At 62.5% G+C, this 18,669-nt stretch carries 18 protein-coding genes and 1 pseudogene; 16 read left to right on the top strand and 3 right to left on the bottom strand.

Annotation, left to right across the window (positions count from 1 at the left end; genetic code table 11):
• Positions 1-655 precede the first annotated feature (655 nt).
• The 15 genes and pseudogenes from QZ648_RS19560 to truB all read left to right on the top strand — a co-directional run bounded on the left by QZ648_RS19560 (position 656) and on the right by truB (position 14,986).
• Positions 656-1,066, top strand: coding sequence for a universal stress protein (locus QZ648_RS19560; RefSeq protein ID WP_169067354.1), 411 nt, complete (start codon positions 656-658; stop codon positions 1,064-1,066).
• Between the two features lie 275 nt (positions 1,067-1,341).
• A pseudogene (locus QZ648_RS25150) lies at positions 1,342-2,393 on the top strand (peroxidase family protein).
• On the top strand, positions 2,381-2,575 hold the full coding sequence (locus QZ648_RS19545; RefSeq protein WP_291998037.1) for a hypothetical protein: 195 nt from the start codon (positions 2,381-2,383) through the stop codon (positions 2,573-2,575). The pseudogene QZ648_RS25150 and the gene QZ648_RS19545 overlap by 13 nt, the downstream one beginning before the upstream one ends.
• Positions 2,576-2,707: 132 nt before the next feature.
• Complete coding sequence (locus QZ648_RS19540) at positions 2,708-3,631, top strand: 3',5'-nucleoside bisphosphate phosphatase (RefSeq protein WP_291998036.1); 924 nt, start codon at positions 2,708-2,710, stop codon at positions 3,629-3,631.
• Between the two features lie 15 nt (positions 3,632-3,646).
• Positions 3,647-4,273 (top strand): L-threonylcarbamoyladenylate synthase, encoded by a 627-nt coding sequence (locus QZ648_RS19535; RefSeq protein WP_169067350.1) that lies wholly within the window; start codon positions 3,647-3,649, stop codon positions 4,271-4,273.
• 13 nt (positions 4,274-4,286) lie between these two features.
• A complete protein-coding gene (locus QZ648_RS19530; RefSeq protein WP_291998035.1) occupies positions 4,287-4,952 on the top strand; it encodes a site-2 protease family protein in 666 nt (221 codons plus the stop codon).
• Positions 4,953-4,969: 17 nt separating this feature from the next.
• On the top strand, positions 4,970-6,172 hold the full coding sequence (locus tag QZ648_RS19525; protein WP_291998034.1) for a tryptophan--tRNA ligase: 1,203 nt from the start codon (positions 4,970-4,972) through the stop codon (positions 6,170-6,172).
• Between the two features lie 41 nt (positions 6,173-6,213).
• Entirely contained in the window at positions 6,214-7,041 is an 828-nt protein-coding gene (locus tag QZ648_RS19520) for a ScpA family protein (RefSeq protein WP_248595466.1), read from the top strand.
• Positions 7,019-7,609: an SMC-Scp complex subunit ScpB gene (gene scpB, locus QZ648_RS19515; protein WP_169067346.1), complete on the top strand. Its 591-nt coding sequence runs from the start codon at positions 7,019-7,021 to the stop codon at positions 7,607-7,609. Before QZ648_RS19520 ends, scpB begins: the two co-directional genes overlap by 23 nt.
• Before the next feature lie 244 nt (positions 7,610-7,853).
• Positions 7,854-8,573, top strand: a complete 720-nt coding sequence (locus QZ648_RS19510; RefSeq protein ID WP_336511700.1) for a ribosomal large subunit pseudouridine synthase B — start codon at positions 7,854-7,856, stop codon at positions 8,571-8,573.
• 142 nt (positions 8,574-8,715) lie between these two features.
• The gene (gene rimP, locus QZ648_RS19505) at positions 8,716-9,183 is read left to right on the top strand and encodes a ribosome maturation factor RimP (RefSeq protein ID WP_169067344.1); all 468 of its coding nucleotides are present in this window, start codon (positions 8,716-8,718) and stop codon (positions 9,181-9,183) included.
• Positions 9,184-9,197: 14 nt separating this feature from the next.
• The gene (nusA, locus tag QZ648_RS19500) at positions 9,198-10,670 is read left to right on the top strand and encodes a transcription termination factor NusA (protein ID WP_169067343.1); all 1,473 of its coding nucleotides are present in this window, start codon (positions 9,198-9,200) and stop codon (positions 10,668-10,670) included.
• 19 nt (positions 10,671-10,689) lie between these two features.
• Positions 10,690-13,623 carry a translation initiation factor IF-2 gene (infB, locus tag QZ648_RS19495; RefSeq protein WP_291998033.1) on the top strand — a complete coding sequence of 978 codons (2,934 nt, stop codon included), beginning with the start codon at positions 10,690-10,692 and terminating at the stop codon, positions 13,621-13,623.
• Between the two features lie 86 nt (positions 13,624-13,709).
• Positions 13,710-14,096: a 30S ribosome-binding factor RbfA gene (rbfA, locus tag QZ648_RS19490; RefSeq protein ID WP_169067341.1), complete on the top strand. Its 387-nt coding sequence runs from the start codon at positions 13,710-13,712 to the stop codon at positions 14,094-14,096.
• Positions 14,093-14,986, top strand: a complete 894-nt coding sequence (truB, locus tag QZ648_RS19485) for a tRNA pseudouridine(55) synthase TruB (protein ID WP_169067340.1) — start codon at positions 14,093-14,095, stop codon at positions 14,984-14,986. The genes rbfA and truB overlap by 4 nt, the downstream gene beginning before the upstream one ends.
• Positions 14,987-15,041: 55 nt before the next feature.
• On the opposite strand, the gene QZ648_RS19480 is transcribed toward truB, so the two are convergent.
• The 3 genes from QZ648_RS19480 to QZ648_RS19470 are packed head-to-tail and all read right to left on the bottom strand — an operon-like array spanning position 15,042 to position 17,229.
• Positions 15,042-15,707 carry an ATP-binding cassette domain-containing protein gene (locus QZ648_RS19480; protein ID WP_169067339.1) on the bottom strand — a complete coding sequence of 222 codons (666 nt, stop codon included), beginning with the start codon at positions 15,705-15,707 and terminating at the stop codon, positions 15,042-15,044.
• Positions 15,704-16,396, bottom strand: coding sequence for an ABC transporter permease (locus QZ648_RS19475; protein WP_291998032.1), 693 nt, complete (start codon positions 16,394-16,396; stop codon positions 15,704-15,706). The genes QZ648_RS19480 and QZ648_RS19475 overlap by 4 nt, the downstream gene beginning before the upstream one ends.
• A gap of 11 nt (positions 16,397-16,407) precedes the next feature.
• Positions 16,408-17,229, bottom strand: a complete 822-nt coding sequence (locus QZ648_RS19470) for a substrate-binding domain-containing protein (RefSeq protein ID WP_291998031.1) — start codon at positions 17,227-17,229, stop codon at positions 16,408-16,410.
• A gap of 311 nt (positions 17,230-17,540) precedes the next feature.
• Between QZ648_RS19470 and QZ648_RS19465 the strand changes: the two genes are divergently transcribed.
• Positions 17,541-18,596: a quinone-dependent dihydroorotate dehydrogenase gene (locus QZ648_RS19465; RefSeq protein ID WP_169067336.1), complete on the top strand. Its 1,056-nt coding sequence runs from the start codon at positions 17,541-17,543 to the stop codon at positions 18,594-18,596.
• The last annotated feature ends 73 nt before the right edge of the window (positions 18,597-18,669 follow it).

Genomic DNA, 18,669 nt, shown 5'->3' with positions numbered 1-18,669 from the left:
CGTAAGCGAGCGGGCAGCGATGTAAAGGGTTCGGCTGCGCCCGGACTGCGTCCGCCCTTGACATCGCCGCCCCCTCAAACCGCCAAAACCAGCGCCCGTTCCACACGAAACGACATAGAGCCCAAGTCTGCCGCCGGTGCGGCGACGCGGCGGTTGAACCCACGCGATCCAGGAGATCGCTGCAAACCCTCCGGAAGTGTGTCGCAGACCGCTCCATGCCTCGAATCCTGCAGCAACAACCGCCTTGGTAGCAGGTCTACAAGCCCGTATGACGAAATGCCCAGTTGCGAGGTTTGGCCCCCGAGGGCGGGTGGGGAAGTCCTCTCCGCCGGACGGGCGGGGGAGCTAGCCGTAACAGTGAACGGCCGCAATCAGCCCAAGGACCTTGCGGGTATGAGCGTTTCGGATGCCGTAAAAGCTTTGCTTCGCCGGGCTCCGCCCTTGACAGCGCCCTCGACGCTCACGGCGCTCCCCTTGCTGGATGGCGTGTGTTGGGGATGGTAGGGAAGTTTTTCTGGCGGTTTCTGACGCTTTCATGTCCTCAATCCGTGCAGTGATTGACCGCGGCGCCTTGCGTCGGTAATACTTGCCGGTGAAGCTGGCATGCGCGTCCATTCGCAGGTTCATTCAGACCGAAAAAAAGAGGAATATCAACATGTACAAGACTATTCTGGTACCCATCGACATGGCGCACGTCGTCGAAGGTAAGGCCAACGTCGATCTTGCCGCGAGCCACTGCGCGCAGGGCTCGAAGGTCATTTTGCTGAATGTGGTGGAAGACATTCCGAACTGGGCAGCAATCGACCTGCCGGCAGGTCAGTTCGAGAAATCAGTCGAATTGACGACAACGGAACTGAAAGCGATAGCCAAAGCCAGCGGCATGCACATGGATGTTGATGTAAGAGTCGGCCATTCCTACGATACCATTCTCAAGGTGGCCAAGGAGAGAAATGTCGATTTGATCATCATCGCGTCACATCGACCCGGCTTCCAGGATTACTTTCTCGGCTCGACCGCGGCCAAGGTAGTGCGTCACGCGAACTGTTCGGTACTGGTGGTTCGCTAGATCCGTTTCCTGTCCTTGCGTCGCCCCCGGATCTCGAGAACCGGCTCCCGACCTACTGAAATCCGGAGCCCGGTTTGCTGTCTTCGTCTCGCGGGGGGCAAACACATCAAAGCTAACAGTAACCTCCGAAGCTGCGCTTAGGCGATTGCCGGAAAGGAACGTACCAGATTGCGCCGGATTTTCGGTCGGCTTCAAGGCGCGACAACAGGCGCATAGTCGAACTATGTAACTGTTGTCGCAACACAGAAGGCGGGCGAAAAGACAAGCAAGATGGTATGTTTTTTGACAGAAATCGCCTTGGCCCCCTGGCGGCTCAGGCGGAAGGTCGTAGCTACGACGGCTCAGGCAACAACCTGGCCAACCCGAGCTGGGGAGCTGCCGGGACCACGCTGGTGCGGGCGGCTGCCGCGGCCTATGACGATGGTCTCTCGGCTCCGCGCGGCAGCAGTGGCTCCGGCCTTCCCAATCCGAGGCTGATCAGCAACTTGGTCGTCGCCCAATTGACGATGCTGCCCAATACCCACCAGATGAGCGACTGGGTTTTTCAATGGGGGCAGTTCGTCGACCACGATCTCGATTTGAGCAACGCGGCTTCTCCGCCGGAGCCGTTCAACATCATCATCCCGGCCGGCGAGCCGATGTTCGATCCGCTACCACGGGAACGCAGATCAAGCCTTTTCTGCGCTCGAATTACGATTCATCGACCGGCATCAGCAGCCCTCGCGAGCAGATCAACGAAATTACGTCGTATCTCGACGCGTCGATGATTTATGGTTCGGACGAAGCGCGCGCGCTGGCGCTGCGAACGCTCGGCGGCGACGGAAAACTCAAGACCAGTTCGGGAAATCTTCTACCGCTCAATACCTTCGGCCTGGACAATGGCACCGGTGGGTCCGTTGATCCGACAAAGTTCTATGTCGCCGGCGACCTGCGCGCCAACGACGAGATCGGACTCACTGCCGTGCACACCTTGATGATGCGCGAGCATAACCGCCTGGCGGAACAAATCGCCATCGTCAACCCCAGTTGGGATGATGAGGCGATTTATCAACGAGCCCGTAAACTGGTTGGCGCCGAAATCCAGGTCATCACGTTCAACGAGTTCCTGCCGGCGCTCCTGGGCGATGCCGCACCGAGCATCACCGGCACCTACGATGCGAACAGCAGTGCGGCGATCCTCAGTGAGTTTTCGACGGCATTGTTCCGGGTCGGTCATACCATGCTCTCGCCGCAATTGATGCGTGTGCAGAACGACGGAGCGACGGAACGGCAGCACCCGGTGGCCACGTGCTCTTGCGAGATGCCTTCTTCCAGATGGAAAACCTGAGTGGCGCGGGCGAACTCGAATTCTTTCGCAAAGGGCTGGCCTCCGACAAACAACAGGAAGTTGACATGCACGTGGTCGACGACGTCCGCGACTTTCTCTTCGGCGAACCCATCCCGGGCGGGTTCGACCTGGCATCTCTCCTGGCCGCTATGCGTCGTCGACGGCTGGACGGAAAAGGCTGAGCCGAGAAGGCTCCTGTTGACTGGCCAACGCCAGCCTGGTTTTGGCAAGGCAAGGCAAGGGCAAGTGGCCACTTTTTTGTGTGGGCTTGCGGCGTGAAAGCGGCGCGAGGCCGCTCAGCAGAGTATTCCTGGATGGACAAGGCGAGCCCGGCGCGGGGAGCCATCCGGCGGCTGTGCTATCATGCGTGGTTTACGATTTTGCGCTGCCTGGGCCTATCTTCTGCCGTGTTCAACTGCGATCTTCATTGCCATTCCACTTGCTCCGACGGCCTTCTGGCGCCAGCTGATGTCGCCGCGCGGGCGGCCGCCAACGGCGTCGACCTGCTGGCGCTGAGCGACCATGATTCGCTCGACGGTTTGCTGGCGGCGCGGTCGGCAGCAGCAGCGGCGGGAATGGGTTTCGTTAACGGCGTCGAGATTTCGATCGAGTGGCAGGCGCTGCAGATTCATATTCTTGGCTACGCCTTCGATAGTAGCCATCAGGCGCTCAACGCCGGTCTGGAAAGTATTCGCGCAGGGCGCGTGGATCGCGCACAGCAGATGTCGTCCGAACTCGAGAAAGTCGGCATTGCGGGCGCTTTCGACGGTGCGATGCGCTACGCGGCCAATCCCAGCCTGATCAGTCGTGCGCATTTCGGCCGCTTCCTGGTCGAGACCGGAGTGGCCAAGGATCTGCGCAGCGTCTTCGAGTCCTACCTGGTTCCCGGTCGACCGGGTTATGTCGATCACCGCTGGGCGACTCTCGCCGATTCTCTGGCCTGGGTCCATGCCGCCGGGGGGCTGGTGGCGGTGGCGCATCCCGGGCGCTACAAGCTTACGCGCGCCGAAATGCGTCGCTTTCTGGCCGAATACAAGGATCTTGGCGGCGAGGCGATCGAGGTGGTATCCGGCAGCCACACCCAGGAGCACGTCGATACTTTCGGGCGTTACGCCAGGGAGTATGGCTTTCTGGCCTCGCGGGGCTCCGATTTCCATGGGCCGGGCGAGAGCTATTTTGATCTGGGGCAACTGGCCGCCTTGCCGGATGGGTTGAAACCCATCTGGAAAGCGTTCTGAGCCGGGGAGAGAGCGATGGCGCAGTACGTTTCGATACATCCCGATAACCCGCAACAGCGACACCTGAAGCGGGCGGCGGAGATCGTTCGCCAGGGCGGCGTCATCGCCTTGCCGACCGACTCCAGCTACGCCCTCGGTTGCCAACTCGGCGACAAGGCGGCGGTCGAGCGAATTCGCAGTATCCGTGGTGTCGATGAGCGCCATCTGCTGACGCTGATGTGCCGCGACCTGTCGCAGATTGGTCAGTTCGCACGCGTCGACAATGCCACCTATCGCTTGCTCAAGGCGACGACGCCGGGCAGCTACACCTTCATTCTCGAAGGAACGCGCGAGTTGCCACGGCGTGTCCTGCACCCGAAACGGAAGACCATCGGCCTGCGCGTGCCGGCGCATGCCGTCACCCTGGCATTGCTTGAAGCGCTTGGCGAGCCGCTGCTGACTTCGACGCTGATTATTGCCGGCGACGAGGGACCGCTGACCGAAGGCTGGGAAATCCAGGAACGGCTCGAAAGCCAGCTCGAATTCATCCTTGACAGCGGCAATTGCGGCATCGAGCCGACGACCGTTGTCGATCTGACCGCTGCGCTGCCGACGCTGGTCCGCGCCGGACTGGGGCCCTTGGCGCCTCTCGGCCTCGATTGAGGAAGGCGACTACATGCAAGAAATCATCCAGACTGTCGCCATCGCCGCCTTGCCGGTGATCCTGGCGATCACCCTGCACGAGGCGGCGCACGGCTACGCGGCGCGCTACTTCGGCGATCCGACGGCCTGGCAAGAGGGCCGCATCACCGCCAATCCGCTGAAGCACATCGACCCCGTCGGAACGATCCTGGTGCCAATCATCATTTTGGCGCTGTCGTGGTCTTCGGGCGCGGGCGGCATCCTGTTTGGCTGGGCCAAGCCGGTGCCGGTTAATTTCGGCCGCTTGCGCCACCCCAAGCAGGACATGCTGTGGGTCGCCGCCGCCGGGCCGGCCGCCAATCTGGCTATGCTATTGTTCTGGGCGATGCTGATGAAGCTGACCGTGACGCTGCCGATCCATTTCTTCAGCGTAGCGATGGCGCGAATGGCCGAAATCGGCATCCTGGTCAATCTGGCCTTGATGGTGCTCAACCTCTTTCCATTGCCACCGCTCGACGGTGGCCGTATCGCGGTCAGTCTGCTGCCGCCAAAAGCCGCCTGGCGCTTCGCGAAGCTCGAGCCCTTCGGCTTTCCGATCCTGCTGCTATTGTTGTTTACCGGCATCCTGAGCAAGCTCCTGATGCCGGTGATGAGTGCGGTGATGGGCATGATTTACTTCGTTTTTCAATTTTCCGGCTGAACGTCCAGAGAGCGAACATGTACGCAGAACGAGTCCTCTCCGGTATGCGCCCGACCGGCAGCCTGCATCTTGGCCACTACCACGGCGTGCTCAAGAACTGGGTCGCGCTGCAGCACCAGCATCCCTGCCTGTTCTTCGTCGCCGACTGGCACGCGCTGACCACCCAGTACGACGATCCACAAGGCATCGTCGCCGCGTCCTGGGACATGGTCATCGACTGGCTGGCGGCCGGTGTCGATCCGCAACGAGCGACGCTGTTCATCCAGTCGCAGGTTCCCGAACACGCCGAATTGCATCTCTTGCTGTCGATGATGACGCCGCTCGGCTGGCTGGAACGGGTGCCGACCTACAAGGACCAGCAGGAAAAGCTGGAGAGCAAGGACCTGTCGACCTACGGTTTTCTCGGCTATCCGCTGCTGCAGTCGGCGGACATCCTGATCTATCGTGCCGACAAGGTGCCGGTGGGCGAGGATCAGGTGCCGCACATCGAGTTCTCGCGGGAGGTGGCGCGGCGCTTCAATCACCTCTACGGACGCGAAGCGGGCTTCGAGGACAAGGCCAGGGAGGCGGTCAAGAAGCTGGGGTCGAAGCGCGCCCGCTCCTATACGCAGCTACGCACCTATTTTCAGCAGAACGGTGACAAGACGGCCATCGAGCGTGCTCACGCGCTGCTCGACGAAGTTCCCGGCCTCGAGCACGCCGACCGTGAGCGGCTCTGTGGCTATCTCGAAGGCACCGGCAAAATGATTCTCGTCGAGCCCGGCGCGTTGCTTACCGCCGCGTCACGGATGCCCGGCCTCGACGGCCAGAAAATGTCGAAATCTTATGGCAACACGATCACTCTGCGCGAGGATGCGGCGTCGGTGACACACAAGGTCCGGCGCATGCCGACCGACCCGGCGCGCGTGCGTCGCGACGACCCGGGTGATCCGGACAAGTGTCCGGTCTGGCAATTGCATCAGGTGTATTCGGACGAGGCCTGCCAGGCCTGGGTGCAGCAGGGTTGTCGCAGCGCCGGTATTGGCTGTCTGGACTGCAAGCAGCCGGTGATCGATGGCATTCTCGCCGAGCAGGCACCGATGCGCGAGCGCGCGCAACCGTACCTGGACGACCCGCGCCTGGTGCAGGAGATCATCGCCGAAGGTAACCACAAGGCGCGCCAGCTCGCTCGCGAGACGATGCGCGACGTGCGCGACGCGATGGGCTTGAACTACAGCTGAGCACGGTTTCGAGGCGCACGGAAATGAGCGATAGCGCGACCATGGGCGCAGCAGAACAGCCGCCGCCTCCTGAAGTGGTGAGTCCGCTGGCCCGCATCTACGGCCAGCCGCTGACGCAGTTGCCGCTCGACCTGTATATCCCGCCAGATGCCATGGCGGTGATGCTCGACGCCTTCGAGGGGCCGCTCGACCTGCTGCTGTACCTGATTCGCAAGGCCAACGTGAATGTCCTCGACATTCCGATGGCGCCGCTGACTGCACAGTATCTGCTCTACGTCGAAGCGATGCGCACGCACAATCTCGAACTGGCTGCCGATTATCTGGTGATGGCGGCCATGCTGATCGAGATCAAATCGCGCATGTTGTTGCCACGCCCAAAGATCGATGCCGATGATGAGGCCGACGATCCGCGCGCAGAACTGGTGCGCCGCCTGATTGAGTACGAGCAGATGAAATTGGCAGGGCATGGGCTCAATGAACTGCCACAGGCCGAGCGCGATTTCGAGTGGGTCGAGGTGTGGGTCGAGAAGACCTTGTTGCGGCGCCTGCCCGAGGTCAGCGTGCTGGATTTGCAGAATGCCTGGCGGGGCATTCTCCGCCAGGCCAGGCTGCACTCGCATCACCGGGTGCAGCGCGAGGAATTGTCGGTGCGCGAGCACATGACGATGATCCTGCGTCATCTGCGCGATGCCGGCGGCTTCGTCGAGTTCGTTGATCTCTTCGACCCGCAACAGGGGGCCCCGGTGCTGGTGGTGCACTTTCTGGCGCTGCTCGAACTGGCGCGCGAGCACCTGCTCGAAATGACGCAGGTCGAAGCCTTCGCGCCGATTTACCTGAGGTTGAGCGATGAGCGCCACGAATCTCGATAAGCCGCTGCGCGCTGAAGCGCTGCCGGGCACTCACGCCGATCTCAAGCGGGTGCTCGAGGCGGTGCTTTTGAGCACCCGTACGCCCTTGTCGATTTTTGAACTAGGCAAGGTATTCGACGAGCGGATTGGCGCCGACCTTCTGCGCGCCTTGCTCGACGAGTTGCGCCAGGAATGGAGCATGCGCCCCCTGGAGTTGCTGCAGGTGGCAAGTGGCTGGCGCTTTCGTACGCGCGCCGAGTTCATGCCCTATCTCGAGCGGCTGAACCCGGAAAAGCCACCGCGTTACTCGCGTGCAGTCCTCGAAACGCTGGCCATCATTGCCTATCGTCAGCCGGTGACGCGCGGCGACATCGAGGATATCCGCGGTGTCACCGTCGCCACGCAGGTCATCCGGCTGCTCGAGGAGCGTGGCTGGGTCGACGTCGTCGGTCATCGCGACACCCCGGGGCGGCCAGGATTACTGGCGACGACCCGTAAATTTCTCGACGACCTCGGCTTGCGCAGTCTGGCCGAGTTGCCGCCTCTGCAACAAATCAATTCAACCCTGGACCTCGCTGATGGCCAATAGCAAGCGCAGATTGCCTGCCGCCCCTTCTCGTTCCCCGCGCCCGGCGGCAGCCGGCGCCCCCCGGCGACGTCCGATCGATGCTCCTTCCCCCGAGCCTGCGGCCACGGAGGAGGGCGCTCGTCGCCGGGCTGCGCCGAGCCCGACCGTTGATCCGTCAAAACGTGGCCGGCACCAGGACGTTCCCAGCAAGCCTGAGCGCCTGCACAAGGCGTTGGCGCAAAGCGGCATCGGTTCGCGGCGGGAGATGGAAGAGCTGATCGTCGCCGGGCGGGTCAACGTCAATGGCCAGCCAGCGCACGTCGGGCAGACGGTCAGCCCCGGCGACCGGGTCAAGGTCAACGGCAGACTCGTAAGTCTGCGCTTTTCCAATCGTCTGCCGCGGGTGATCCTCTATCACAAGCCCGAAGGCGAAATCGTTTCGCGCAACGATCCCAATCATCGCCCGACGGTGTTCACCTCGATGCCACGCCTCTCGGCCGGACGCTGGGTGGCGGTTGGCCGGCTGGACTTCAACACCAGTGGTCTGCTGTTGCTGACCACCTCGGGAGAACTCGCCAACCGCCTGATGCATCCGCGCTATCAGTTGGTGCGCGAGTACGCGGTGCGCATTCTCGGCGAAATCACCGACGAGTCACGCCAGCGTTTGCTCGAGGGTGTCGAACTCGACGACGGGCCGGCACAGTTTGCCAGTTTTCAGGAGGCCGGCGGCGAAGGCGCCAACCGCTGGTATCGCGTCTCGCTCTTCGAAGGCCGCAACCGTGAGGTGCGGCGCATGTTCGAAGCCGTCGGCGCCTTCGTCAGTCGCCTGATGCGCGTTCGCTACGGTCCTGTTGCGCTGCCGCCGAACTTGAAGCGCGGGCAGGTCCTGGAGCTTGCCGAAGACGAGGTGAAGCGCTTGCTGGCGGGATTCGACATGGAGAACCCGGAAGGCGATCGCCCCCCGCGGCGCAGCCGCGAGCGATGAGCGCGCAGCGCGAGAGCTCTGTCAGCGCGCAGGCCGATTTACGTCGGCGACTATTTTCGCTATAATCCAGCGGTTTTCCGGTCGCCCCTTGTGGGCACAACTTTTCGGGGATGGGCGTTTCGCCCATTTTTTATTTGCAGCCATGGATGTGCACGAAGTTCTTGAAAAAACGGTGTCCGGCCTCGGCTACGAGTTGGTCGATGTCGAGCGCAGTCCGCGTGGCCGCGTGCTGCGCGTCTTCATCGACAAGCCGGACAAGCCGCGCGGCGTCGATGTCGAAGACTGTGCGCTGGTCAGCAATCAGTTGTCGCGGGTATTGATGGTCGAGAACTTTGATTACGATTGTCTCGAGGTCTCCTCGCCGGGGATCGACAGGCCGTTGAAGAAAGAGGCTGATTTCGAGCGTTTCGCGGGGTCCGAGATCACTCTCAAGCTGCGCTTGCCGGCGAACGGCCAACGCAACTTCAAAGGTGTCCTGCAGGGTGTGCACGAAGGCAAGGTGCGCTTGCAGATCGATTCGGGCGAGGTGCTGTTCGACCTGGTCAATGTTGACAAGGCGCGTTTGGTGCCCAACTTCGACTTGGCAAAATCGACTGATAGGCTGGTTTAGGAGGTAATGAGCAAATGAGCCGCGAAATCTTGCTGCTGGTAGATGTCCTGGCACGTGAAAAGAACGTCACCAGAGACATCGTCTTCGGCGCGCTGGAAATGGCGCTGGCGTCGGCTACCAAGAAGCGCATCCACGACGACGCGAATGTTCGCGTGGTGGTCGACCGCGAAACCGGCGATTTCGAGACCTTCCGCCGCTGGGAGGTCGTTGCCGATCCTGACTTTCTTGACGAGGAGGAACAGCTCCCCTTGTCCGAAGCGCAGGTGCAGGATCCCGAGGTCGAGGTCGGTGACTTCCTGGAAGAGGCGCTGGAGCCGATCGATTTCGGTCGTATCGGCGCGCAAGCTGCCAAGCAGGTGATCCTGCAGAAGATCCGCGACGCCGAGCGCGAACAGATTCTCAATGATTTCCTGGCGCGCAAGGAACATCTGGTGATCGGTGCCATCAAGCGCATGGAGCGTGGCAACGCGATCATCGAAACCGGCAAGATCGAAGCCTTGCTGCCGCGTGACCAGATGATTCCACGCGAGAACCTGCGTGTCGGCGATCGCGTCAAGGCCTATCTGCTGCGTATTGATCGTGCTGCCCGCGGGCCGCAGTTGATTCTCTCGCGAACGGCGCCGGAGTTCATCATCAAGCTGTTCGCGCTGGAAGTTCCCGAAGTCGATGACGGCTTGCTGGAGATCAAGGCGGCTGCCCGTGACCCCGGCATGCGCGCCAAGATCGCGGTGAAATCCAATGATCAGCGTATCGATCCAATCGGCACCTGCGTCGGTATGCGTGGCATGCGGGTCACCGCGGTGACCAATGAACTGGCCGGCGAGCGCGTCGATATTGTCCTTTGGTCGCCAGATCCGGCACAGTTTGTCGTCGGTGCGCTGGCGCCGGCGGAAGTCAGTTCGATCGTCGTCGATGAGGAAAAGCATTGCATGGACGTGGTGGTCGACGAGCAGAACCTGGCGATTGCCATTGGTCGTGGCGGCCAGAACGTTCGTCTCGCTTCGGAAATGACCGGCTGGACGATCAATCTGATGACCGAAGACGAGGCGCAAACGATGGTCGAGGCCGAGGCCGCAGCGATTCGCGTCTTGTTCATGGAAAAGCTCGATGTCGACGAGGAAGTGGCCAATATCCTGATCGAGGAAGGATTCTCGACGCTCGAGGAAGTTGCCTATGTGCCGGTCCACGAAATGCTGGAAATCGAGTCCTTCGACGAGGCGACGGTTCAGGAGCTGCGCGAGCGTGCGCGAAATGTTCTACTTACCGAAGCGATTGCTACCGAAGAGAAGATCGAGGATGTCGCCGAGGATATGCTGAGCCTTGAAGGGATGGACAAGTCCCTGGCCGGAAAGCTGGCGGGAAGCGGTATCAAGACGCGCGACGATCTCGCCGATCTGGCGGTCGATGAACTGACCGAATTGACCGGCATGGATACCCAGCGGGCTAAACAACTGATCACCACGGCGCGTGCGCACTGGTTCGAGTAAGCGGGAAAAAGGAATTCATATGGCGCAAACGAGTGTTGCCCAATTTGCTACCCAACTGAAGATGCAGGCGGGTGCCCTGCTCGAGCAGCTGAATCGCGCCGGCGTTACCAAGAGCGAGGCGGATGATCTGCTTTCGGAGCAGGACAAGTCCAGGCTTCTGGAGTACCTGCGGCGGTCGCATGGTGGTGAGGCCAAGACCAAGATTACCTTGACGCGCAGAGAAACCAGCGAGATCCGCTCGCAGGATTCGCACGGAAAATCGCACACGGTCCAGGTCGAAGTGCGCAAGAAGCGCGTGCTCGTCAAGCGCGAGCCGACCGAGGCGCGAGGAGCCGCTGCCGCAGTGCCGCCGCCAGTGGCTGCCGTAGCTGCTGGCGCGGGTGAGGAAATGGCCGAGGCAGTCCTGGCGTCGGTGTTTGAGCCGGTGGTCGCGGACAACGCCACGCCGGAGCTTGTTGCCGCTGTCGAGCTGGTCGCCGAGCCGGCTGTCGAGGAAACGGCCGAGCCAGTGCGCGAAGTGCCCGCCGAACTGCTCATCGAGACGCCGGTCGAAGCGGCGCTTGAAGTGAAGGCCGAAGCAGTGGTCGATGCGGCGGTCGAAGCGAAGCCCGAAGCGGTGGTCGAAGCGGCGCTCGAAGCGAAGGCCGAGCCAGTGGTCGCGGAAAATGCCAAGCCACCTGCCAAGAAAGCCAAGGTCGAAGCCGGCGGCAGAAAAGTGGTGACGCGGGCATCGATCATCGGCGAGGAGCAGCAGAAACTGCGCGCCGAGGAAGAGCGGCGTAACGCCGAGTTGCGTGCGCTGCAGGAAGCCGAGTTCAAGAACAAGCAGCAACGCGTTGTCGACCTGGCGCGGGCCAAGCAGGATGCCGAAGCCAAGGCCGTCGCGGCCAAGGCCGCCGGGGTTGCCAAGCAGGTCGCCGCACAAACCGCCAGCGAACGGCCGGCGGAAGACAAGACCTTGCACAAGCCGGTTGGCAAGCCTGCCAGCACCGACAAGAAAATACCGGAGAAGAAGGCCGCTCCCGACAAGAAGGGGCAGTGGAAGAACGAAGGTGCCAACAAGCGGGCGGGGCTGCGCACGCGCGGCGCAACCGGTGCTGCCGGCTGGCGGGACAACAAGCATGGCAAGCGCGGCGGTCGCGGTAGCACTGCCGATGAAGAACATTCCTTCCAGGCACCCCTCGAGCCGGTGATGCACGACGTTTCTGTCCCGGAGACCATCTCGGTGGCCGACCTTGCCCACAAAATGGCCGTCAAGGCCACCGAGGTGATCAAGGCGCTGATGAAGATGGGCTCGATGGTGACCATCAATCAGGTGCTCGATCAGGAAACGGCGATGATCATCGTCGAGGAAATGGGCCACAAGGCGTTTGCCGCCAAGCTCGACGATCCGGATGCCTTCCTCCTTGATGACGAAGGCGTCGACCACAAGGATGCACCGCTCGAACCGCGTGCGCCGGTGGTGACCGTCATGGGCCACGTCGACCACGGCAAGACTTCGCTACTCGACTACATTCGCCGTACTCGTGTTGCCAGCGGTGAAGCGGGTGGCATCACCCAGCACATTGGTGCCTATCACGTTGAAACAGCGCGCGGGATGGTGACTTTTCTCGATACGCCGGGTCACGAAGCGTTTACGGCGATGCGTGCCCGCGGCGCCAAGGCCACCGACCTGGTTATCCTGGTCGTTGCTGCTGACGATGGCGTCATGCCGCAGACGCGCGAGGCGATTCACCATGCCAAGGCCGCCGGCGTACCGCTGGTGGTCGCCGTGAACAAGATCGACAAGCCCGGCGCAGAACCTGAACGCGTGAAGCAGGAACTGGTTGCCGAACAGGTCGTACCCGAAGAGTATGGCGGCGACGTGCCGTTTATCCCGGTTTCGGCGAAGACCGGGCAGGGTATCGACGAGCTGCTCGAAAACGTCCTGCTGCAGGCCGACATGCTCGAACTCATGGCGCCGAAGGATTCGCCGGCCAAAGGTTTGATCATCGAAGCGCGGATCGACAAGGGTCGCGGACCGGTGGCAACGATGCTGGTCTTGTCCGGAACGCTGCGTCAGGGCGACGTCGTGCTGGCCGGCCAGGTCTTCGGTCGGGTGCGCGCCATGCTTGACGAAAACGGCAAGGTGATCAAGGAGGCCGGACCGTCGATCCCGGTCGAAATCCTGGGTCTCTCCGATGTCCCGACGGCCGGGCAAGAGGCCGTGGTGCTGGCCGACGAACGCAAGGTGCGCGAAATCGCGCTCTTCCGTCAGGGCAAGTACCGCGACGTCAAATTGGCGACCAAGCAGGCGGCCAACCTCGAGAGTATCCTCGATACGATGACCACCGCCGAAGCCAAGGTGTTGCCGTTGATCATCAAGGCCGACGTGCAGGGATCTCAGGAAGCGCTGGTGCAGTCGCTGCAAAAGTTGTCGACCGCGGAAGTCAAGGTCAACGTCATCCACGCAGCTGTCGGTGCCATCAGCGAGTCCGATGTCCATCTGGCGCAAGCATCGAATGCGGTGATTATTGGTTTCAATACTCGTGCCGACGCCGGTGCGCGCAAGGGAGCCGAGCATTCGGGTGTCGATATTCGCTACTACAACATCATCTACGATGCGGTAGACGAGGTGAAGAACGCGCTTTCCGGCATGCTGGCGCCCGAGAAGCGCGAACACATCACCGGCCTGGTCGAGATCAGACAGGTTTTCCATGCCACCCGAATTGGCACCATTGCCGGCTGCTACGTCCTCGAGGGGGTCGTCAAACGCAACTCGCGCGTCCGCCTGTTGCGCAACCATATTGTCGTTTGGGACGGCGAACTGGATGGCCTGAAGCGCTTCAAGGATGACGCCAAAGAAGTGCGTGGCGGTTTCGAATGCGGTCTGTCGCTGAAGAACTACAATGCCTATGAAGAGGGCGACCAGCTCGAAGCCTACGACGTTACCGAAGTTGCACGGACACTCTAGCCATGACCGCCGCCCTCTTCTCCTGGCCCTTCTCCCGCAAGGGGAGAAGGGAGTTTCGTGAGTCGCTTGCGCGACTGGCCAATTAAATGCCTGCCAACAAAGGTTTTTTGCGCCGGGACCGGATCTGCGAGCAGATCCGCCGCGAGCTCGCCGAAGTCATCCGAACCGAGCTGCGGGACCCGCGCGTGGGCATGATCAGTTTGACCGAGGTGCATATCAGCGCCGATTACGCGCATGCCAAGGTCTACTTCAGCAGCCTGGCCGGTAGCGAACATCTCGATTCGGTGATGCTCGGTCTGCAGAAGGCATCGGGTTTTCTGCGTAGCGAACTCGGCAAACGGATCAGCATTCACAGCACTCCGCAGCTGCACTTCATTTTCGACGAGTCCCTGGAGCGTGGCGAGAAAATGTCCAAGCTGATCAGCGAGGCAGCGGCGATCTCGGATCAAACCGATCCTCCAGAACAGGTTTGAGTATCCGCAAGAGCTGGCGACGCGTTGACGGCGTTTTGCTCCTCGACAAGCCGACGGGGATGACTTCCAACACGGCGCTGCAAGCTGCCCGGCGCCTGTTCTCAGCGGCCAAGGGTGGTCACACTGGCACTCTCGACCCAATGGCCAGCGGCCTGCTGCCGCTTTGTTTCGGCGACGCTACCAAGTTCGCGGTCGATCTGCTCGCCGCCGACAAGACCTACCAGGCGGATCTCCTGTTCGGCGTCACGACTGATACCGGTGACGCCGATGGCAGTGTCGTCGAGCGTCGCCCGGTCGCTTTTCAGCGCAACGAACTCGAGCCTGCTCTGGCCGGCTTGCGCGGGCCGATTCGCCAGATCCCACCGATGTACTCGGCCTTGAAGCGCGACGGAAAACCGCTTTACGAGCTGGCGCGCCAGGGCATTGAAGTCGAACGCGAGGCACGCGCGGTGACGATTCACGAGCTACGCTTGCTGGATTACAGTGGCGAGCGTTGCCGGTTGTTTGTCGCCTGCAGCAAAGGCACCTATATCCGCAGCCTGGCCGAGGATCTCGGTCGGGTGCTCGACTGCGGCGCGCATCTCACCGCTCTGCGTCGCGTCGCCGTCGGCGCACTCGCCGTTGCCGACGCCGTGACCCTTGATGAGTTGGCGGCACTCACTGAAGAGGGGCGTGAACGCTGGCTGTTGCCTCCCGACGCTTTACTGCAGAGTCTGCCAGCGGTCAGTCTCGACGACGAGGCCGCGCTGCGTTTCACGCACGGCAATCCGGTGGGCAGCGCTGCGGCGCCCGGAAAGTGCCGCGTCTATGGGCAGGGTCGGCTCCTCGGTCTCGGCGAAGTCGATGGCCAGGGCAATGTGCAGCCGCGCCGGGTGATTGGTTCGGCGTAGCGCGGGTCCGCGGGGCAGGATTCGGCGCCGCCGGTCCGCCGTGCACGCGGGCCGCTCACAGCGCAGGCGTGCTGTTCTGTTGAATTAGCCCGTCGACCAGGTGCAGCCGACGCCGGTCGGCCAGGGCAATCATGTCGCGATCATGGCAGGCAATGACCGCCGTGGTCTCTGGCCCGCAGAAGGCCTGCACCAGATCGATCGTCTGCTGGCGTGATTCGGCGTCGAGGTTGGCGGTGGGTTCGTCGAGCAATAGCACTTTCGGTGCCAACACCCAGGCCCGTGCCAGCGCCACGCGCTGCCTTTCGCCGCCCGACAGCTTCTGCGGCGGTGTCCGCAGGAGGTGGCCGAGGCGCGCCCAGGCAATTGCCGCGGCAACCCGGCGTTCGCGCTCGCCCGCTTCGACACCCCTGGCGCGAAGACCGTAGGCGATATTCTCGACCACGCTGGTATGGAAAAGATACGGCTGCTGATGGACGTAGATCACTTCCTGGCGCAGCCAGTTCGGATAGGGCGACCAGTCGAAATGGCGTTTGCCGAAGTGGCCGACACCGCTGTCCGGTGCATCGATGCCGGCCAGAATGCGCAGCAAGGTCGACTTGCCGCTGCCGTTTTCGCCGGTCAGAACGTAACGCTCGCCGGCGCTCAGGCTCAGTGCGTCGATCGCCAGCAAGCGTCGTTCGCGGAAGGATTTGCTCAGCGCAGTCACTGCCAGCAGGTTCATCGGCGCGATTCCCCTTGAAAGAAGGCGAAAGCCGAATTGACGCCGAGGGCGACCACCAGCAGCACAATGCCGAGGGCAATTCCCTGCGCAAAATCTCCCTTGCTGGTTTCCAGGGCAATCGCCGTCGGAATGTTGCGGGTCACCCCCGCGATGTTGCCGCCGACCATCAAGGAGCAGCCGATTTCCGAGACGATGCGACCGAAGGCATTGCACACCGCTGCCAGCAGCGCGAAACGTACCTCGACGAGCATCGTCCAGCCAACGCGTGTCGCCGACGCCCCGAGCGCCACGGCAGTTTCGCGTGCGCGCGGGTCAGCGCCCTGGATCGCCGCCAGTGAGAAGGCGATGAGTACGGGCAGGGCGATGAGCACCTGGCCGATGACCATTGCCGTCTGCGTAAACAACAAATTCAGTTGCCCGAAGACGCCCTGGCGTGAAAGCAGCAGGTAGAGCAGCAGACCGACGACCACCGTCGGTGAGGCCAGTAGTCCCTGGATGACCACGATCAGCGCACGCCGCCCCGGGAAGCGCAGGGTGGCCAGGAGATAGCCGCAACCAACCCCGACCGGCATGGCGATCAGCATGGCGCGCAGGGTCACCGATAGCGAGACGCCGACGATGGTCCACAGCCCAGCATCTCCGGAGAGCAGTAGCCGCAGTGCCGCGCGAGTGGCGTCGAGGAGGCCCAAAGAGTGGGCCGCTACTGCTTGCTGGCCGGCGCCACGAAGAACAACTGTTCTCCTTTTGGCTTGAAGGCGCCGATTGCCGCCCGCCCGGCGGCGCTGGTCAACCAGTCGATCAGCGCCAGCGCGTCGCTGAAGTTGATGTCCGGGTACTTGCTGCGGCTGACGGCCATGATTCCGTAGGGATTGAACATGCGCGGATCACCTTGCACCAGGATCTCCAGTCCGGTCTTTGCCTGATAGCTGGCAAAGGTGGCGCGATCGGAAAGGGTGTAAGCCTGCATTTCGCCAGCCATGGTCAGCACCTCGCCCATGCCGAGACCCGCCGATAGGTGCCATGGCCTTCCCCGGGCGGTGATGTCGAGTGCTCGCCAGTAGCTGTGCTCCATGCGCTCGGTTCCGGAATCGTCGCCGCGCGAGACGAAGCGCGCCTGCGTGGCGGCGATTTGCCGCAGCGCCGCCAGTACGTCGTCGCCACCGCGCACCCCGGCCGGATCGCTGTTCGGGCCGACGAGGACAAAGTCGTTGTACATCACGTCACGCCGTTCGCTGCCGTGGCCGGCGGCGACGAAGGCCTCTTCGGCCTCGCGGTCATGGACCAGAACGACGTCGACATCGCCGTTTTCCGCCAGCTTGAGGGCTTTGCCGGTACCTACCGAGATGACATGCACCTTGATCCCCCGTTGCCTTTCGAACTGCGGCAGGATGGCGCGCAGGAGACCCGAATTGTCGGTGCTGGTGGTCGTCGCCAGGCGCAGATCGCGCGCTTCGATGGCGCTCGAATGCAAGACGAAGAGCAGGATGAATGCTGTTGCCAGGCGGTAGAGGCTAACGGTCATGATGGGACTCCATTTGGTTTTTTGTCCCCCGCTTGCCGCCGACAAGCGCTGGGCCGCGCTTTGTCGATGCCGGCACCACGGCCTTGGTCAGGAGCATGCCGCTGCCGTAGTCAAGCGACCCGAGAGGGCTGCTGGAAAGCGAGTTTATCGACAAACTCGAGCCCGACCAAGCCCTATTCGCGCTTCCGGCGACTGCCCCGGACGACCCGCCGCGCCTCCTGGCAATGACGCTGGCTGCGGGATGATGGATAGCGCTTGATTCCCGCTCGCCGCTGCACGCGCCGGATGCTGCCATGCGGTAAAATGCGGCGATGATCTATCCGCTGCTACGCAAATTTTTCTTCGCCCTCGACGCCGAGACTGCTCATGGCGTCGGAATGGCCGGTATCGACTTCGCCAAGGCCACTGGGATCGCGTGCTTGCTGGCGCGCCCGGTCGCTCCCGACCCGGTGACGGTGATGGGGCTGGAGTTCCCGAACCCGGTCGGCCTGGCTGCCGGTCTCGACAAGAACGGCGAGCACGTCGACGCACTGGCTGCGCAGGGCTTCGGTTTTATCGAGATCGGTACGGTGACGCCGCGTGCGCAGCCGGGAAATCCCAAACCTCGCCTCTTCCGCATCCCGGAAAAGCAGGCCATCATCAACCGCATGGGCTTCAACAATGACGGCGTCGAGAAACTGCTGAGCAACATCGCTGGCGCCAGGTTTGCGCGCGAGGGCGGCGTTCTTGGCATCAATATTGGCAAGAATTTCGATACGCCCATCGAGAAAGCAGCCGACGACTATCTGCTTTGCCTCGAGCGCGTCTATACCGCCGCGAGTTACGTGGCGGTGAATATTTCCAGTCCGAATACCAAGAACCTGCGCGAACTGCAGCGCGACGACGCGCTGGACGCCTTGCTCGGCAGCCTGAAAGCCGCGCAGGCCAGGCTTGCCGACCGCCACGGCCGCTACGTGCCGCTGGCGCTGAAGGTCGCCCCGGACCTCGAAGACGCGCAGATCCAGGCGATCGCGGCGCTGCTGCGCCAGCACCGTATGGACGGCGTCATCGCCACCAACACCACGCTGTCGCGAGCCGGCGTCGAGGGAATGCCGAATGCCGAGCAGGCGGGCGGCCTTTCCGGCGCACCGGTGCTGGCCCTGTCGACGGCCGTGATTGGCAAGCTGGCGGCAGCCCTGGGCGGCGAAGTGCCGATCGTCGGCGTCGGCGGGATCATGAACGGGGACGATGCCGCAGCCAAGATCGCCGCCGGCGCCAGTCTGGTTCAGTTCTACACCGGCTTTATCTACCGCGGCCCGGAACTGGTCGCCGAGGCCGCCGCCGCAATCGCCAAGCAGCGCACGCTGCACTCGCCGCGCACGGCCTGAGCCGGGAAGGCGCTACTGACAAGGTGGTTGTACGCACGCTTTCGACACGCGATAATCGCTGCGCCCCGGATTG

The sequence above is a fragment of the Candidatus Accumulibacter sp. ACC012 genome (assembly GCF_907163155.1).
Lineage (GTDB): Bacteria > Pseudomonadota > Gammaproteobacteria > Burkholderiales > Rhodocyclaceae > Accumulibacter > Accumulibacter delftensis.
Note: the sequence above shows the minus strand (reverse complement) of the source record. Positions and strands in the feature narration are given on the sequence as shown.

Coding starts and splice junctions, on each gene's coding strand:
- scpB (WP_169067346.1), top strand. CDS start 7,019: ATGAGCGCCACGAATCTCGATAAGCCGCTGCGCGCTGAAGCGCTGCCG.
- QZ648_RS19560 (WP_169067354.1), top strand. CDS start 656: ATGTACAAGACTATTCTGGTACCCATCGACATGGCGCACGTCGTCGAA.
- QZ648_RS19520 (WP_248595466.1), top strand. CDS start 6,214: ATGGGCGCAGCAGAACAGCCGCCGCCTCCTGAAGTGGTGAGTCCGCTG.
- rimP (WP_169067344.1), top strand. CDS start 8,716: ATGGATGTGCACGAAGTTCTTGAAAAAACGGTGTCCGGCCTCGGCTAC.
- QZ648_RS19465 (WP_169067336.1), top strand. CDS start 17,541: ATGATCTATCCGCTGCTACGCAAATTTTTCTTCGCCCTCGACGCCGAG.
- QZ648_RS19530 (WP_291998035.1), top strand. CDS start 4,287: ATGCAAGAAATCATCCAGACTGTCGCCATCGCCGCCTTGCCGGTGATC.
- rbfA (WP_169067341.1), top strand. CDS start 13,710: ATGCCTGCCAACAAAGGTTTTTTGCGCCGGGACCGGATCTGCGAGCAG.
- QZ648_RS19480 (WP_169067339.1), bottom strand. CDS start 15,707: ATGAACCTGCTGGCAGTGACTGCGCTGAGCAAATCCTTCCGCGAACGA.
- nusA (WP_169067343.1), top strand. CDS start 9,198: ATGAGCCGCGAAATCTTGCTGCTGGTAGATGTCCTGGCACGTGAAAAG.
- QZ648_RS19470 (WP_291998031.1), bottom strand. CDS start 17,229: ATGACCGTTAGCCTCTACCGCCTGGCAACAGCATTCATCCTGCTCTTC.
- QZ648_RS19510 (WP_336511700.1), top strand. CDS start 7,854: ATGGAAGAGCTGATCGTCGCCGGGCGGGTCAACGTCAATGGCCAGCCA.
- QZ648_RS19545 (WP_291998037.1), top strand. CDS start 2,381: ATGGAAAACCTGAGTGGCGCGGGCGAACTCGAATTCTTTCGCAAAGGG.
- QZ648_RS19525 (WP_291998034.1), top strand. CDS start 4,970: ATGTACGCAGAACGAGTCCTCTCCGGTATGCGCCCGACCGGCAGCCTG.
- infB (WP_291998033.1), top strand. CDS start 10,690: ATGGCGCAAACGAGTGTTGCCCAATTTGCTACCCAACTGAAGATGCAG.
- QZ648_RS19535 (WP_169067350.1), top strand. CDS start 3,647: ATGGCGCAGTACGTTTCGATACATCCCGATAACCCGCAACAGCGACAC.
- QZ648_RS19540 (WP_291998036.1), top strand. CDS start 2,708: ATGGACAAGGCGAGCCCGGCGCGGGGAGCCATCCGGCGGCTGTGCTAT.